Source organism: Paraburkholderia sp. UCT70 (genome assembly GCF_050434085.1).
Taxonomy (GTDB): Bacteria; Pseudomonadota; Gammaproteobacteria; order Burkholderiales; family Burkholderiaceae; genus Paraburkholderia; species Paraburkholderia tuberum.
Genome location: NZ_JBNPVZ010000004.1, coordinates 638,500 through 654,518 on the forward strand (window position 1 = coordinate 638,500; position 16,019 = coordinate 654,518).

The 16,019-nt window shown below is 64.4% G+C and carries 13 protein-coding genes and 1 pseudogene; 7 read left to right on the plus strand and 7 right to left on the minus strand.

What is annotated here, in order from left to right; all coding sequences use genetic code 11:
- Nucleotides 1–44 precede the first annotated feature (44 nt).
- From tssK to OKW41_RS28490, 6 genes are all read left to right on the plus strand, one after another.
- Nucleotides 45–1,382, plus strand: coding sequence for a type VI secretion system baseplate subunit TssK (tssK, locus tag OKW41_RS28465; protein ID WP_429574689.1), 1,338 nt, complete (start codon nt 45–47; stop codon nt 1,380–1,382).
- A complete protein-coding gene (gene icmH, locus OKW41_RS28470) occupies nt 1,379–2,812 on the plus strand; it encodes a type IVB secretion system protein IcmH/DotU (RefSeq protein ID WP_429574690.1) in 1,434 nt (477 codons plus the stop codon). The genes tssK and icmH overlap by 4 nt, the downstream gene beginning before the upstream one ends.
- Nucleotides 2,809–6,405, plus strand: coding sequence for a type VI secretion system membrane subunit TssM (tssM, locus tag OKW41_RS28475; RefSeq protein WP_429574691.1), 3,597 nt, complete (start codon nt 2,809–2,811; stop codon nt 6,403–6,405). Before icmH ends, tssM begins: the two co-directional genes overlap by 4 nt.
- Complete coding sequence (tagF, locus tag OKW41_RS28480) at nt 6,402–7,895, plus strand: type VI secretion system-associated protein TagF (RefSeq protein WP_429574692.1); 1,494 nt, start codon at nt 6,402–6,404, stop codon at nt 7,893–7,895. The genes tssM and tagF overlap by 4 nt, the downstream gene beginning before the upstream one ends.
- Nucleotides 7,892–8,611 (plus strand): PP2C family protein-serine/threonine phosphatase, encoded by a 720-nt coding sequence (locus OKW41_RS28485; RefSeq protein ID WP_184029407.1) that lies wholly within the window; start codon nt 7,892–7,894, stop codon nt 8,609–8,611. Before tagF ends, OKW41_RS28485 begins: the two co-directional genes overlap by 4 nt.
- A 288-nt stretch (nt 8,612–8,899) precedes the next feature.
- Nucleotides 8,900–9,280, plus strand: a complete 381-nt coding sequence (locus tag OKW41_RS28490) for a hypothetical protein (RefSeq protein ID WP_429574693.1) — start codon at nt 8,900–8,902, stop codon at nt 9,278–9,280.
- A 65-nt stretch (nt 9,281–9,345) separates the two neighbouring features.
- On the opposite strand, the gene tssA is transcribed toward OKW41_RS28490, so the two are convergent.
- The 6 genes and pseudogenes from tssA to OKW41_RS28520 all read right to left on the minus strand — a co-directional run bounded on the left by tssA (nt 9,346) and on the right by OKW41_RS28520 (nt 13,330).
- Nucleotides 9,346–10,389: a type VI secretion system protein TssA gene (gene tssA / locus OKW41_RS28495; RefSeq protein WP_429574694.1), complete on the minus strand. Its 1,044-nt coding sequence runs from the start codon at nt 10,387–10,389 to the stop codon at nt 9,346–9,348.
- A 433-nt stretch (nt 10,390–10,822) separates the two neighbouring features.
- Nucleotides 10,823–10,942: pseudogene (locus OKW41_RS28500) on the minus strand (IS30 family transposase); the annotation flags it as partial.
- Between the two features lie 331 nt (nt 10,943–11,273).
- A complete protein-coding gene (locus tag OKW41_RS28505) occupies nt 11,274–11,720 on the minus strand; it encodes a hypothetical protein (RefSeq protein WP_429574695.1) in 447 nt (148 codons plus the stop codon).
- Between the two features lie 361 nt (nt 11,721–12,081).
- Nucleotides 12,082–12,300, minus strand: coding sequence for a hypothetical protein (locus OKW41_RS28510; RefSeq protein WP_429449199.1), 219 nt, complete (start codon nt 12,298–12,300; stop codon nt 12,082–12,084).
- 109 nt (nt 12,301–12,409) lie between these two features.
- Nucleotides 12,410–12,748, minus strand: a complete 339-nt coding sequence (locus OKW41_RS28515; RefSeq protein ID WP_429574696.1) for a hypothetical protein — start codon at nt 12,746–12,748, stop codon at nt 12,410–12,412.
- A 117-nt stretch (nt 12,749–12,865) separates the two neighbouring features.
- Nucleotides 12,866–13,330: a LysR family transcriptional regulator gene (locus OKW41_RS28520; protein ID WP_429574697.1), complete on the minus strand. Its 465-nt coding sequence runs from the start codon at nt 13,328–13,330 to the stop codon at nt 12,866–12,868.
- A gap of 163 nt (nt 13,331–13,493) precedes the next feature.
- Between OKW41_RS28520 and OKW41_RS28525 the strand changes: the two genes are divergently transcribed.
- Nucleotides 13,494–14,252, plus strand: coding sequence for a reverse transcriptase domain-containing protein (locus tag OKW41_RS28525; protein ID WP_429574698.1), 759 nt, complete (start codon nt 13,494–13,496; stop codon nt 14,250–14,252).
- A gap of 464 nt (nt 14,253–14,716) precedes the next feature.
- Here the strand turns inward: OKW41_RS28525 and OKW41_RS28530 are convergent, their stop codons facing one another.
- Complete coding sequence (locus tag OKW41_RS28530) at nt 14,717–15,907, minus strand: TIGR03118 family protein (protein WP_429574699.1); 1,191 nt, start codon at nt 15,905–15,907, stop codon at nt 14,717–14,719.
- Between the last annotated feature and the right edge of the window lie 112 nt (nt 15,908–16,019).

A 16,019-nucleotide genomic window follows, 5' to 3' on the forward strand; every position in this document is an offset into this window, starting at 1 on the left:
CACTCGTCGCGCGACGTGTGACAACCCCTATCCGGTTCACCGACATGACCCAGAGCAACAAGGTGGTATGGAGCGAAGGCCTGTTCCTCAGACCGCAGCACATGCAGCAGCAGGAACGCTATTTCGAGCGTTACGTGGAGCTGCGCGCGGGCAATCTGCGTCCGCACGCATGGGGCTTTCACGAACTCGAACTGGAAAGCGATCTGCTCGCAATCGGCAAGCTCGGCATCAAGCGCGCGCGCGGGGTGTTTCCCGACGGCACGCCGTTCGCAATGCCCGGCGATGATCCACTGCCGCCGCCGCTCGATGTCGATGCGAACTGGCGCGACCAGATCGTTCATCTGACCTTGCCGCTGCGTTCGCCCACGCAGCCGGACAGCGCATGGCCCGGCGCCGGCAGCGATCAACTGTTCCGCTATCGCGTGCGCGAAGCCGAAGTGCGCGATGCGTCGGGCAGCATGGAAGGCGTCACCGCGCTCGAAGTCGCGGGCATGAGCACACGTCTTTTACCCGAATTGCAGCCGATGGAAGGCCTGATGCGGATTCCGTTGGCACGGGTCGTCGAATGCCGCGCCGATCGGCGGGTGATCCTCGACGATGGCTTCATGCCGACCGCGCAGAGCACCGAAGCGGCCAGGCGGCTTGTCACCTTCCTGTCCGAGCTGCTAGGCCTGCTGCATCAGCGCGGCGAGGCGCTCGCAGGACGTGTGAGCGAGACTGATCGCGGCGGTGCCGCGGAAATCGCGGACTTTCTGCTGCTGCAGGTGATCAACCGCTATCAGCCGCTCGTCGCGCATCTTGCCGAGGCGCCGCTGCTGCACCCCGAAGCGCTTTACCGGCAACTGCTCGAACTGGCCGGCGAGCTGGCTACATTCACGACGCCGGGCAAGCGCGCGCAGGCTTTTCCGCCGTATCGGCACGAACTGCTGCGCGAAAGCTTCGAGCCGGTGATCGCGGCGCTGCGCATCGCGTTGAGCGCGGTGCTCGAACAGAGTGCTGTCGCGATTCCGCTGCAGCAGCGCAAGTATGGCGTGTGGGTCGGCATGGTGCCCGATCTCACGCTGCTCGATACGGCGACCTTCGTGCTCGCCGCGAAGGCCGACCTGAAGTCCGAAGACATGCGCCGGCAACTGCCGACTCAATCGAAGATCGGTCCTGTCGAAAAGATCCGCGATCTGGTGAACCTGCAACTGCCGGGCATTGGCGTATCGCCGATGGCGGTCGCGCCGCGCCAGTTGCCCTACATGTCGGGCTTCCTCTATTTCGAGTGCGACAGAAACTCGCCGATGTGGCGCATGTTGAAGACGTCCGGCGGCATCGCGATGCACTTCGGTAGCGGCTTCGCCGGTCTCGACCTGCAACTGTGGGCGGTACGCGCATGAATACCACCAACGACCGTTCCGCCGACGCAACCCGGCGCGGCGATGCGACGATGGTGCGCCCGCAGCGCGCCGTCAACGGCGATCCCAACGCCGATCCCAACATCGATCCCAACATCGATCCCAACACCGACGCCGGCGACGTCACGCGCATCGTGCGGCCAGCATCGCCCACTTCGCGCGTGATGCCGGCAAACCGGCCGTCGCAGCCGCCTGGACCGCCGCCGCTGCGCGCCGAGCTGGGCGACTTCCTGAGCGGTGTCGCCAATCCGCTCGTCCGTGCGGCCAATCCGCTGCTGCTGCTGACCGTGCAATTGCGGCACAGCGTCGCGCCGCCCACCGACGTCGGCCGTCTGCGCGAACAGGCGGTCGCACAGGTGCGCAGCTTCGAGCGCTACGCACAGGGCGCGGGCATCGACACGCAAACCATCGTGGCAGCGCGCTACGTGCTATGCACGATGCTCGACGAGTCGGTGAACAACGCGCCGTGGGGCGACCTGAGCGGCTGGGCGCAAAAGACGCTGCTCGTGACATTCCACGGCGAGGCCTACGGTGGCGCGAAGTTCTTCCAGATCCTCGATCGCCTGAGCGTCGACTTCTCGCGCCATCTCGATCTGATCGAGCTGATGTACATCTGCCTCGCGCTGGGCTTCGGCGGACGCTATCTCGTGGAACCAGGCGGCCTCGCGCGCCTGGCCGACATTCAGGACGATCTCTATCGACGCATTCGCGGGCTGCGCGAAGCGCCCGCCTCGGAACTGGCGCCGCATTGGCGCGGCGTCGAAGACCGCCGCAATCCGGTGATGCGGCATGTGCCGATGTGGGTCGCCGCGTCGGCTGCGGCCGTCGTGCTGCTGGGTGCATTCCTGGTGTTTTTCACGAAGCTCAACGCGCTCGCTGCGCCAGTCGGCGCACAGCTTGCCGCGATCGGTCTCGAGAACACGCCGCCGCCGCAAACCGTCGCGACGCCCGCGCCCACGGCCGCGCGCGTGACGCTCAAGCAACTGCTCGCGCCACAGGAACAGGCCGGCCAGTTGAGCGTCGACGAACAAACCGATGGCCGCGACACGGTGCGTCTCGCCGCCGCCGAACTGTTCCCGTCGGGCGGCGCCGACATCGCGCCCGACGTGGGTGTCGCTCCTGCACCGGATCACGTCGGCGCTGAATCAGGTGAAGGGCAGGGTGATCGTCGTCGGCCACACCGACGACCAGCCCGTGCGTTCGCTGACCTTCAAGGACAACTTCGCGCTGTCGACGGCGCGCGCGCAGAACACGCAGCAGATTCTCGCGCAGGGGCTCGACGATCCGCATCGTCTCGAAGCGAGCGGCGCTGGCTCGTCGCAGCCGATCGCGACGCCGGCCGATCTGCCGGCGAACCGCACGCGCAACCGTCGCGTGGAAATCCTGTATATCCCGGAGCACTGAACCCATGAACACGCTGAAAACCTGGGTGACGTCCCGGTGGTTCACCGTCGCGATCGGATTGCTATTGATCGCTGCGCTGATCTGGCTGGGCGCCCCCTATCTCGGGATCGGAGAATGGCAACCGCTCGCGAGCGCCGCGGCCCGGCTGGCGCTGATCTTCGCGATTGTGCTCGGCTGGCTGCTGGTCGAACAGGTCATGCAATGGCGCGCGCGGCGCAAGACGTCGCAACTGTCCGGCGAGCTGGCTGGACAGGACGCGCAGCTTCCGCTCGACGATCCCGGCAGCGCCGAACGCGAGCAGTTGCAGCGTCGCTTTCGCGAAGCAATCGATATGTTGCGCAAGACCCGCAGGAATGGCAGCAATCTCTACGCGCTGCCGTGGTATGTCGTGATCGGGCCGCCGGGCTCGGGCAAGAGCACCCTGGTGCAGAATTCCGGGCTCGAGTTTCCGCTCTCGGAGCGCTTCGGCAAGGAGGCGCTGCGCGGCATCGGCGGTACGCGCAACTGCGACTGGTGGTTCACCGACGAAGCGGTGTTTCTCGACACCGCGGGCCGCTACACGACGCAGGACTCCGATGCGGCCGCCGACGCTTCCGCGTGGCAGGCGTTTCTGTCGCTGCTGCGCCGCTATCGGCGGCGCCGTCCGTTGAACGGCGTGATCGTGACAATGAGTGTGTCCGATCTGTTGACGCTCGACGAAGACGCGCGTCAGCAGCACATCCGCACCGTGCGCCGGCGCCTCGACGAACTCGCGCAGCACCTGAAGGTGGCGGTGCCCGTGTATCTCGTGTTCACCAAGTGCGATCTCGTGGCGGGCTTCACCGAGTTCTTCGACGATCTCGGGCCCGATCTGCGCAGTCAGGTCTGGGGCATGACGTTTCCCGTCGACGCGAGTATCGACGGTAGCGCCTGCGCGCGCTTCGCGGGCGAGTTCGACCTGTTGCTGGAGCGTCTGAATACGCGCGTGATCGAGCGTCTGCATGGGGAGCGCGATCGCAGCCGACGCGCCGCCGTGCTCAGCTTTCCGCAGCAGCTCGGCGCGTTTCGCGAAATTGCGCGGCAGTTCGTCGAAGGCGCGTTCGGGCGTCATCAGTACGGCGCAGCGCCGCTGTTGCGCGGCGCCTATCTGACCTCCGGCACCCAGCAGGGCGCGCCGATCGACCGCATGCTGAGCGCCGTCGCGCGCACCTTCGGCGTCGACGTGGCGCGCGTGCAGGGCGGCGGCACGCAACGCCGGACGTTTTTCGTCGAACGGCTGCTGAAGGAAGTGCTGTTCCGCGAGTCGGGCCTCGCCGGCACCAATCCGCGGCTGGAACGGCAGAAGCTCCTGATGCAGGCCGGGATGTATATCGGCATCGCGCTCGTCACGGCGCTGCTGATCACCGGCTTCGCCACCAGTTACACGCGCAACCGTCTCTACGTCGCGCAGGTGCAGGACACGCTGGAAGACCTGCCGCCAGCCAGCAGCCTCGCCGGCGCACCGGATCTCAAGACGTATTTCGCGCGTGCGCTCGCGCGCCTCGAAGTCATCTCGGGCGCGCAGGGCGTCGCGGGCCAGTATCAGGGCCACGTGCCCTGGCTGATGCGCTTCGGCCTGTTCCAGGGACCCGCGTTGTTCGGGCAGGTACATGCCGCGTATCTGCGCGAACTCGACGGCACCTTGCTGCCCGGCGTCGGCGTGCGCTTTCGGGAAGGACTCAACGCCAGTGCCAACGCTCCGCAGGCACTCTACGACTACCTGAAGGGCTATCTGATGCTCGGCCAGCCGCAGCATCTCGATCCCGGCGAGCTGGCCGCGCTCGCGCGCATCGAATGGCAACGCATGTTCCCGCAGGACCCGGCGATCCAGAACGCGCTCGACAAACACTTTTCCGCGCTGGTCGACGATCCGGCGAAGCCGCGTGCGCTGACGCTCGACAACGCGCTGATCGATCAGGCGCGCGCGACGCTGAAGACCGCTGATCTCGCGACGCTGATCTACGGCAGCGTCCAGCTCGACGCCGGGCGTTCGGGGGCGCCGCCGGTGCGACTCGACCAGTCGCTCGGACTGCTTGGCAGCGTGTTTCGCCGCAAGAGTGGCGCGCCGCTTTCGCAACCGTTCCCCGCGCTGTTCACGAGGCCGGTTTTCGCCGCCGAGGTGAACGGCGGAATCGATCGGTCGGTGGACGGCTTCGTGAAGGACTACTGGGTCTTCAACGCCAGCCGCATCGATCCGCTCGCGCGCTCGCGCTACGAACAGCAGGTGCTGGCACTGTACGAGCAGGACTACATCAAGGCGTGGGACGCGCTGCTCGCCGACCTGCAACTTCAGCAGGTGTCTGACATCCAGGGCGCGAGTGCGCTGGCCGCGAAACTGTCGGGTCCGAGTTCGCCGCTGAAAGCGCTGCTGCATCTCGTGCGTGACAACACCAGCGACATGTTGCGCGGCTCCACGGCTGACGGTGCAACTTCGGCTTCATCGGTTTTGTCGGCTTCGGCGGTGGGCGCGCAGGCGGCGTCTGTAGGCGAGAACCTGGTCGCGAGACGCGCTGCGAACACGCGCCTTGCCGGCGAATTGCGCGGTGCGGGCGCAACGTTGCCGGACGGCACCACGACCAACGGCCCCGCAAGCGCCAGGCCCGGTTCGGGCGAAGCGCCGGCCAGCCGGGCGGGCGCCGCCATCGAGGCGCATTTCGCGCAGTTGAACCAGATGAGCGTCGGCACGCCGGGCTCGACGCCGCTCGATCAGATGTCCACCGTGCTCGACCAGCTCGGCAAGAACCTGTTGACGATGACTGACCTGAGCGCACCCGGCGCGCAGAACAATCCGGCCGTGCTCGCGGCGCGCCAGGAGAGCGACCAGTTGCCGCCGCAGGTGGCTTCGCTGATTTCCGGCCTCACTGGCACGAGCGCGGATCTGGTCGCGAGCGGAAGCAGCGCCGCGCTCGCCAGCCAGTTTCGCGAGGCAGCGGGCAACGACTGCGCGAGCTTCGTCGATGGCCGCTATCCGTTTGCGTCGAACCGTGCATCGGACATCCCCGTGCAGAACTTCGCCGAGCTATTCGGCAATGGCGGACGGTTCGACAGTTTCTTCAAGTCGACGCTCGCGAAATCAGTCGACACGAGTGGCCGCAACTGGCGCTGGAAGCCCGGCGCGCCGGCCGGCCCCGACGCCGTGCTGAGCGAAGCGCAGAGTGCCGACGCGATCCGCCAGATCTATTTTCGCAACGGCGCGCAACTGCAGGTCGGCTTTACGCTGCTCGCGCCGCAGCTCGATCCGGCAATCGCGAAGCTGACCGTCGAAATCGACGGGCAGAAATACGACTACGCGGCGAACGGCCCCCCGAGCATATCGATGACGTGGCCTGGACCGCAGCCCGGACACGTCGTCGTCAGTGCGTTCGATGCGTCCGGCCATCCGGTCGGCTCGCCGCTGAAATTCGATGGAGACTGGGCGTTCTTCCACGCGCTCGATGCGGCCCGTCTGCAAAAGCAAAGCGACCTGCGCTATCTCGCGACCTTCGACTTCGGCGGCCATGCAGTGAAGCTGCCGATCGCGCCCGCGAGTCTGAAGAATCCGTTCCTCAACGACGAAGTCCGTCGTTTCAGGTGTCCGCGATGAACGGTGGAGTCGGCTTCTTCGGGAAATTGCCCAGCGCGGGCGATTTTGTTCAGCGACGGCTGCCGTCCGCGTTCGTCGAAGACTGGGACCGTGACTTCCAGCGCGCGGTCGAAACCGGGCGCCGCGAACTCGGAGCGCACTGGGACGCCGCATGGCGACACGGCGCGGCGTGGCGCTTCGTGCTGCCCGCACCGGTGTGCGGCAACGTCGCGTGGTGCGGTCTGATCGGACCGGCCGTCGATCGGCTCGGCCGCGCCTTTCCGATGGTACTGGCTGCGTCCTGTGGCGGCGATGTCGCGACCCTGCTCGGCAATCACGCGTGGTTCGACGCGCTCGAGCGCGTCTATCGCAGTGCGCAGCATGAGGTCGTGAGCGTCGAAACCTTCGATGTGCGCGTGGCGGCGTTGCCCGGTCCGCTGACGCACGTGCGACCAGCGACCGACATGGCTGCGTTCTGGCGCGCGCTGCCGTGGGACGGCGGTCAATGGCGACTGGCGATGCCCGAAGGCGCGGCCGTTGGGATGGTGCTGGCCGAGGCATGGTCGCAACTCGGCAAGCGGCCGGGGCCGTGGTGCCTCTGGTGGACCGAACGTGCTGCGTGCCTGCTGGCGACGCGTGGTTTGCCGTTGAGCTACGCAGCGCTATTGGAGCCGGTGGTGTCGAGGGCGGGCGACGTGGGCGACATGGGTGACATGGGCGATGCGCTGCGCGAGTTCGGCTCGGCATCCGCTCGTCAGTGGGAGTCTGTTGCGTTGCTGGGCGATGAAGAGATCGCTGCCGGGCAATCCGGTCCGCACGCGGAGGATGGTCACGATCATCGAGTGTTGCCCGTCGGTTCATCGGCAGCCGGTCACGCTGCAGATGCCAGCGATGCGCTGCTGCTACTCGACGACGGCCGCACGCTGGTGCTGAGTGCCGATGACGGCCCGTCTCACTCGCACCAACGTGCAGCGCGCGCCATCCGCGAGACGGCGCAGCGCAGTGCGGCGGATCTGCCCAGTCTGCGGACCGGCCTGCTGGCGCTGCACGCGCAACTGCGCGGCGCCCGGCACGATGCGCGCCACGCAGCGGCAGCAAACGGCGCTGCCCTCGTCGCGCGCTTTGACGCAGCGCAGGTGCGACTGCTGCGGATCGGCGCCGCGGCAGCCTGGCACTGGCGGCGCGGCCAGTTGCAACCACTGTTCGTCGAGCGGGCGGCAGGCGCGGGCGGCGAATTTGACGATCTGCTGTTCGGCGATGCATGGCTCGCGATGCCCGGCATCGGCGCCTCCGAAGAGCCGGATTGCGACGAAGCGTGCATCACGCTCGAGGATGACGATCGCCTGCTGTTGCTCGTCACCCGCGCGCTCATCCAGCTTCCGCACGCGTGTCTGCTCGATGCGCTGGCATTGACCACGAACGAGGACGCCCGCCTGCATCTCGCGATGTGCGCGGGCCTCGGCACGCAGCCCGCGCAATGGCCGCTGGCCGTGATTGAAGCCGGCTCATGACGACGCATTGTTGCTCCGCCGGCCACACCGAGACAGGCAAGGTGCGCCGCCGCAATGAAGATGCGATTCTGGTTCGCGAGGACCTCGGACTGTGGGCTGTAGCCGACGGTCTGGGCGGCCATTCGGCCGGCGACTACGCGAGCACGCTGATCATCGAACGCCTTGGTGCGCTGACGCGCGAAGGCAGCGTCTTCGACTTCATTGCTGCGATCGAAGACAGCCTGCAGCAGGTGAACACCGAACTGCGCGAGGCCGCCGTCGCTCGACAAACCGACGTGATCGGTTCGACCGTCGCGCTGCTGGTGCATGACCAGCAGTTCGTGCTGTGCGGCTGGGTCGGCGATAGCCGCGTGTACGTTCAGGAAAACGGCGCACTGACGCAACTCACTCGCGACCACGTGCATGGTCAACCAGTCGACATCACGCATTTCGGACCACGCGCGCCGGCAGGCGTGGGCACTGGCGTGCTGACCCGGGCGGTCGGCGTCGACGAGACGCTCTACGTCGATTGGGCCATGGCCGGCAGCCGTCCCGGCATGCAGTTCCTGCTGTGCTCGGATGGCGTCAACAAGGAGCTGAGTGATGGCGAATTGACCGCCGCCTGTCGCGAGCAGCACAGTCCACGCCGGCAGATCGAGCGCCTGTTCGAGCTCGCCCTTGCGCGTCGCGCGCGCGACAACATTTCCGCCGTCATCGTGCGGCTCGAAGCATCGTGAAATTTCCGCCATGAACCATCCGGACCCCATCCCTTCCGCTTATCGCGAGCGCACGCCGAAGCTGGCCGCGCTATCCGACGCTTTCAGGACACGGTGTGAGCGTCAGATCGACGTTCTTCGCAGCGGGTCGGCACCCGCGAGAACTGGCGCGAGTTCCACCACTTCATCGTCCGCACAGATGGCCGGTGCGTTATCGGCATCCGTGCGCCGCAACCACGGCAGGACTATCGCGCCGCCCGCGCTGTCGGTCCGCAGCGATCCGAACGGGCAGGATGTCGTGCAGTGCGAGTGGCTGCGACCGAGGAGGCAGCAGGCATGAGTGTGGACGAGCAGCAGGTCAACGACGCATTGCGCGCGCTCGACGAAGCCCATCGACTACAGCGGATTCAGCGCAACGAATACCGGTACCGCCGACGCATGTTGTTCGAATCGCTGGGGCGGGACACTGTGGGTACAGGCGACACCGTGCGGCGGGTCGTGCTGTCGGGCGTCATGCAACAGCCGGACGTGTTGGCGGAAGGTCACGATGCCGGAAGTGCGGCAAGTGCTGAAGGGGGGGCAGTGCGCACGGACCTCGGCGCGCGACCGCTCGCCGCGTGGGCCGCCGTGCTGCTCGGCGTGGCCGCGGTGGGCGTCATGCTGTTTTGCTGGTTTGTCTTCGCATATTGAGCCGCCTTTTCGAAGCAGCCAGTCCGAGCGCAACAGCCGCTCAATGTTGCGCCGATCTGCAGGGATTATTCTTCGTCCGGCCCGGATAGCGTCTGCAGTTCTGCGAGGCCGCCGGGCGCGATGTTTTTAAGGACCTCCGCGAAGCGCTTGCCGACCAGACGTCTGGCTCGCTTGAGCAGGATCGGCAGCGGACTGGACGGTTCGTGACGTTCGTAGTAGTCGCAGATTTCGTCGATGCACAGGACGACGTCATCGGGTCCCTGGATTCGTCCGTTATCGCGCCGAGGGGCAGGGTTCGTGGGCGCGTCTTCGCCGGTCGACACCAATCCGGCAGCGAGCGCTTCGCCGCGCTCTGGAAAGCGCCGCGCCAACTGTGCATCGACGAACTTCTTCAACTCTTCGATATCGTCGGTCAGGTGGCCCAGATCGGGTCCAGCGGTACCCAGCTTTTCGCTCGCAATTGCATCAATGGCGCGCGCGTGCTCTAGCGCTATCGCGAGTGCTGCGGCCGCATCGGGCAACTGGTGTTCGGGGCAATCCATGCAGCACGCTTCGAGATCGATCAGCGTGGGCGCAGGCATGCCCTCGGCAGAGGGTGGCGGGGTGATTGCGCCCGTCGCGATACGCAGATCGCGCAACGAAAAGCGGCCGAGTCGCGGTGAGCTCACGAAGGGCGCGTTGCGGAAATAGGCGAGTACGCTCCGGGGATCGCCGAGCGGCATGATCGCGTTGGTGCGCGCGGTAGCGTCGTTGTCGTCGGCGGCGTCCAATTGCGGGTGCGCCGCTTCCCAGTAACGTTCCAGCAGACCGCGAACCAGCCCCAGACCGGCGCTCCAGCCTGCAATACCATGAATGCGGGTCGAGGCGGCGGTCAGATGGATGGCCACACGCAGGTCGTTGGTACGGTTGAACAAAGCCTCGGCGGCGGTTGCCACCTTATCCCAGTCCGGTTCTACGGCGGCCTTCAGGCTGTCGCCCATCGCCCGCTCGGATGTCGGTGTGGCGAGCCGCTCCAGCGCGATGAATTCTGGATCGTATTCGAGATTCTCGCCTGTCGGCGTGCTGTCATCGATGGGGCGGAGCAGGTGATCTGGATCGAATGGCGTCATGATTGGCTGGCGAAAAAGGAAGGGCGCTGAGACTACAACGACAGGGCGCGTCCAACGAGCGCGCGGCATCAAACGGACAACAGCTAATGCCCCGTAGTTATTCCGTCTCAACTGATCGTCAGCAGCCTGGTACGCAGATCGAACGCTTTGCTACCGAGCGCCGGGCGCTTGGTCCCTTGCAAGACGTAGGACCTGGGTTCGAAAATCGCTGGCGTGCGTTTGGTACTACAGCCGTAGATCCAGGCAAACTGGGGCACACGTCAATGTCTTCGGTAGTGGCACTGCTGGGCGCGGGACTGGTCCCGGCGCCGCCATGCAGACCAGGACAACACGTACGCGATAGAGTGAGTGCCACACCACAGGATGCGACAGAGCATCCGGCGGATCTCCTGCACACTGAGGGCGGTTTCAAGAGTGAAGCGCAACAGCGGGCTTAATGTTTAGAGCCTTGAGGTTGACTTGCTGAAGCAAGGGGCGCGGCGAAGACCTCGAACGGCGAATGGAAGGCATGAGTTGCACGAGGTCGGCTGTTCAGACTGTCGGCGAAGGCGTCTATGACCCTGAGAGGGTTGTCCTTTCCGATGTAGTCATCGACACATTCGGGAAGTAGTGCGATCTGCCCGCGGTCATCGCCTTCAACGAATCGCTTCATGAGTCACCCGGTCTCAGTGCGTTGATTCAGTTTGGGCGATCAATGCGTTTTCACACACTCTGCTCCGTAATCCGCCATTTGGGCAGCGAGGGCCGAACCGGCCGCTCCGGGTCGGAAGTACCCATTCGGCCCTCTGGAGAAGCGGTCATTGGCGGGCTCCCAGCCTGACTTCGGCGCCGAAGAGGCGTGGCAGGCAGGAAGCCTTGCACCGTGAGGGTACGGACGCCGCGCGTCAAGACGGGCTGCAGACCACCGCGGTCAGCAACAACGGAATCACCATGCGCACGGTAGCGTTGCTGCCAGCATCGCGCACGCGCGATTCGACCGCGTCGCTGGGAGCGGACAGCACAGCGCCGTACAGCGGGCCCGCGAGCGCATTGCCGCGGCCCTTCTTGAACGTCCCGTCGTCCTGCTCGTACCCAAGCACGGCGTAGACACGAAAGCCGAAGGCCGTTATGTCGCTGCCTTGTGCTGGCCGAAACGCGTTGACCGAATTCGCCTCAACGTGCATTGGATTCGGGTCGATGTACTGGTTGTTGATGAGCTGCCCGATAAACGCGTGTGGACTCGCCCTGCAGTCGAATTGCCCATCAAGCGCGTACGCGTGCGCCGCGACTGGGCAGAAGCCTGCGCCTGACACCAGCAGTACGACGAGTACTTTTTGAAGACGGGTTGCCATGGTGAACGTGCCCGAACCGCGGGTGTCGACAGGCAAAACACGAGCCAGCCTGTAGTCTCGCAGATTTTCGCCGTCCGCCCGATGGGGCGACGCTAGCAGTCGGCTCGGGATAACGGCGACGGTGCGCCGCGATGACGCTTTCGTCTCCACGCTCGGACCGTACGAGTCCAACTGCGTGGTCTCATCCGCAGTTCGATCAGGTGGCGCAGCCTTGAGGCTGCCACAAAGTGTCGTCACGACTTTCAGGACGGCCTTCGTCAGCCTGTTCACGCCTGCCCCCGACGTTGCTTCGCCTTTCATCGTTCAACCTCCATCGTCCGACGGCAATACACACGACCTGCCTCGACAAATCCCTGCGGTGTTAGCTGAAAGCGCCGAGTGGAGCGGTAGCCGACCTACTCGACGCGCCCGCCTCTTGCCGCAACCGGAATTCTGGTCTGGCGGAAACATCCATCGGCGAGTGCAGCAACAGCAACAGCAGCATCAGCGCGATTTCATGGCCGCTGAAGCGGCGGCGCAACCTCGTAAGCGGCTTGGACGGGATGCTCATCGACATGGCTTGTTCGTGCGTGATCGTCATCGGGGCGAGTCTCCACCTCAGAAATTCAGCCCGATCGCGACCGCTTGTGTATCGATGAGAACGGGCGAATGAAGTGCGCGGTGAGTTTACGTCCAGTACTTGAAACTGGTCACGCTTCGCTCGTAGCCAGTCCCATGCTGCGGCGCTCGCGTCGAATGCGCACGGGAGAGTTGTATTCTTCTGGCATTTGCGTGGCGGGGCGGCCTTGCGTCCTCGGGACATGCCCCTTCCATTCGGAACGGTCGGCGACGGTAGCAACAGGCGAGGGCTCGGCGTTCTCTGGACTCTCTGCGGCCAGGCGTTCGAGCGGCAATTGCGCATTCGCACCGACGACGAGAATGGCCTGCATCAGACCGGGCGTTTGAGACGCACACATTGCGGAAATTGCCACAATACACGCGGCAACAACATAGCTTGCCCGAATGCGAGGTAGTCTGATCGTGTACATCTTGCGTTCTCCATCACGCGCGAAAGAAAGTCACACAGTGCCTTTTTAATTGACCAACAACGATAAATGTCTGACGGTTCAGGTTGTATCGCGTACATCAGAAAGGCCCGAAGCCAATCAAACCTGCGCAACGCGATTGAGCGCTTCACTGGCGGGCACGCTCCCGAAACTGCTATCGAGCGTTTCCCTCATACGCGGCAGGAACTTAAGATGCACTGAAACGGCAGGAAAACGCCTGCGATATTCGATGATCGAGTGCGTCAACTGTCCGAGGCCGAGATCGGTTACGCAGTGAACGCGGAGTTTTCCGCGCGCGCGGGTGTGGGCGTCGCGTGCTTCGGCTTCGGCATCGTCGAGGTCGGCCAGGATCCTCTTGCACTTCTGGTAGTAGCGCTTGCCGGGTTCCGTCAGCGATACCCGACGTGTCGTGCGTTGCAGGAGCGGCGCCTGCAGCTGGTCTTCGAGTGACAAGACGGCACGCGATACGTTCCCCTTGCTGCAACTCCTATGCTCCGCAACGACGCTGAAGCTTCCCGCCTCGACTACTCCGGAGAAGATGCGCATGCTCATGAACTTGTCCATGGAACCGTTCACCTCGTGCTGTCTGATCCGGGTCGCTCTTCAGAATGAGACTTTCCCGCTTGGAAGAACGATAGACCGAGGCGAACGATTGAACCATCCCTACATTGGGATCGTCGCTTAATCCATGTGGTCAGCCGGCGATACGTTGGTATAGGTGTCGATCTTGCTGCGCAAGGCGGGTGTTCTGGAAGACGGAGAGCTTAGCGTCAGTGAGACAGGGACACCACAGGGATCAGTGGCTTCACCGCTGTTCGCGAACGTGTACCTGCACTACGTCTTCGATCTCTGGGCCAACCGATGGCGACGGCGGGAAGCCAAAGGCAACGTCATCATTCTGCGATACGCAGATGACATCGTTGTCGGTTTCGAGCACGAAGCTGACGCGCGGCGATTCTGGGACGCGATGCGTTTGAGGCTGGAGGAGTTCTCGCTTGTGCTTCACCCGGACAAGACGAGGCTGCTGGAGGTCGGCCGCTATGCAGCGGTCAACCGCCAGAGCCGGGGTCCTGGCCGACCGGAGACCTTCACCTTCCTGGGTTTCATCTTTATCTGCGGCAGGTCTCGTCGCGGGGCTTTCCAGTTGCAGCGGAAGACCCGAGGGGATCGCATGCGGGCGAGACTCAGGCAGATCAAGGAGGCGCTACGGACGCGCATGCACGAACCGATTCCAGTGCAAGGGCAATGGCTCAGGCAGGTAGTTCGCGGATACTTTGCGTATCACGCGGTGCCTACCAACTCGCGGGCACTCGGTGCATTTCGACATCACGTCACCGCTCTATGGCGGCGCACGCTCCGGCGGCGCAGTCAGAAGGACGCCATGACGTGGGAGCGAATGAGACGAATCGCCAATGCCTGGCCTCCGCCCCCTCGAATCCTTCATCCGTGGCCTGACCGGCGCTTCGCCGTCAAACACCCGAGGTAGGAGCCCGGTGCCCGAATTGGGCACGCCGGGATCTGTGCGGGGGGTGCTAAGTAATGGGCATCCCTACCGCAATCCTGGGTCGACTTGCGACGATCATCCGCTGCGGGCCGTCAAGCGGTTCTCAATTCAGCTATCGGTCCGGGTTCGGCCATGAAGCGCCATTCGCTCCCATCATTGCTCGGCCACCCAGAGGACGGCTCCACCCAATAACCGGCCGTTCCATCCCGCGAAGATGAGCTCTGCATCATCGTGGCATTGCTCGCTCAGACGGCGACGACAGTGCGCAAGGTGAAGCCTCCCGGAGCAGGGCCGGCGATTCATCAGCGTCGAGCGAAGCGCCGGTCGCGTCCGGTGAGTTCCGCGACCGGCTGATTTGTGAGTCTTCGGCTCGAACTGCAATCTAAATCGTCGATGGTCGGCGACGTCGTGCTTCTCGAGTTGCCCGGGGAGCAGCGCGCTGCCGGCTATTGCCCGTTCTGAGCGGACGCTCGTGCCTTCGAGCCGCTTGCCGGGGCGATGATACCGAAGAGTCCATTTGTCTCCTTGTTAGGACCTGCCGAGAAGTACAGCGTGTCCGGGCTCGAATTGCGGCCGCCACCAAGTGTCAGAGTCCACAGGCCGTCGATAGCCAGTGGATTGCCGAACTCATTTTCCAGCTGATCGACGAATGTGCCGTCGTTGTCGAAGACATTGATTCGACCATCGCCGAAGTTGCCAATGAGAATCTTGCCGCTGAAGCGGCCGAACGCAAACGATGCGCGCGCGATACCCCACGGCGAGTCGAGCGGCCCTCGGCTCGCAAAGCGACGCAGCAGGTGGCCGTCGGTATCAAATACGTCGACGAATCCGTGACCGCGGCCTGCATCGTCGTCGTGCTTCTGTTTGTCCTGCTTCGCGTAGGTGACGAAAAGGTCCCCCTCGATGTTCGCGATGCCAAACGGGGCGTAGCCAGCCGGGATGTTCGGGTCGGCGAAGCCACCGTCCGTCGCCGCAGGCGTGAACAGGCCGTCCGAACCGTTCGGCCCAAATACCTCGATCCGACCCGAGCGGAAGTTCGTCGCAAACAGGAATCCTCCTTGCGCATTCACTCCGAAGACGAGCCCCTTGTAGACCGCCCCGCTGGCGGCGGAGGGATTGGACGAGTTATCGACTGCGATCACGGCGTTGTTCGCCGGATTCAACCCACCGGCCCAAGCGGAAATCGTGCCGTCTTCCGTTGCGAAGATGAATACGGCCGGGATCTTGGTACCTGGCACGAGAAACGCCGACGAAGGATTCCATACAATCCCGGTTGGCGCCGCGGGCGTGGGATTCGGTGGACTCTTGGGAAGGACGGGATGACAGGCGCCGGCCGGAATGACGTTGCCTGGCAGCGGGATGGACACCTGCAGCGTCGTCACCTTTGTCCCCTCGCCGTCATACAGCGTGGAGCAGCCTGTGGCATTGTCGTTGATCCAGAATGGACTTCCTGCGGGACTAAAGGCAATACCCCAGGCGTTCTGCAGTACCCCGTCGACCTTCGGGGCAGCGCCTGCGACGTTGGACACGAGCGGTGTGACGACATAGGCATCGTCAGCGGCGGCATCCGCGATTGTGAAACCGGCGGCAAGGACAATCATGGCCGCCGCTTTGAGACCCCACGAGATCTGAGACATAACTTTCCTCCTCGTCTGACTGGCGAGAAATCGCCGCAGGCTAAACGAACGCTGTACTTCAAATATTCCCGCCCGGCTCCCAAAAATTCACTGGTCACCCGGTAGACTGGCA

Excerpts from the sequence above, each read along its gene's own strand:
- tssK (WP_429574689.1), top strand. The coding sequence starts at position 45 with ATGACCCAGAGCAACAAGGTGGTATGGAGCGAAGGCCTGTTCCTCAGA.
- icmH (WP_429574690.1), top strand. The coding sequence starts at position 1,379 with ATGAATACCACCAACGACCGTTCCGCCGACGCAACCCGGCGCGGCGAT.
- tssM (WP_429574691.1), top strand. The coding sequence starts at position 2,809 with ATGAACACGCTGAAAACCTGGGTGACGTCCCGGTGGTTCACCGTCGCG.
- tagF (WP_429574692.1), top strand. The coding sequence starts at position 6,402 with ATGAACGGTGGAGTCGGCTTCTTCGGGAAATTGCCCAGCGCGGGCGAT.
- OKW41_RS28485 (WP_184029407.1), top strand. The coding sequence starts at position 7,892 with ATGACGACGCATTGTTGCTCCGCCGGCCACACCGAGACAGGCAAGGTG.
- tssA (WP_429574694.1), bottom strand. The coding sequence starts at position 10,389 with ATGACGCCATTCGATCCAGATCACCTGCTCCGCCCCATCGATGACAGC.
- OKW41_RS28505 (WP_429574695.1), bottom strand. The coding sequence starts at position 11,720 with ATGGCAACCCGTCTTCAAAAAGTACTCGTCGTACTGCTGGTGTCAGGC.
- OKW41_RS28510 (WP_429449199.1), bottom strand. The coding sequence starts at position 12,300 with ATGACGATCACGCACGAACAAGCCATGTCGATGAGCATCCCGTCCAAG.
- OKW41_RS28515 (WP_429574696.1), bottom strand. The coding sequence starts at position 12,748 with ATGTACACGATCAGACTACCTCGCATTCGGGCAAGCTATGTTGTTGCC.
- OKW41_RS28520 (WP_429574697.1), bottom strand. The coding sequence starts at position 13,330 with ATGGACAAGTTCATGAGCATGCGCATCTTCTCCGGAGTAGTCGAGGCG.
- OKW41_RS28530 (WP_429574699.1), bottom strand. The coding sequence starts at position 15,907 with ATGTCTCAGATCTCGTGGGGTCTCAAAGCGGCGGCCATGATTGTCCTT.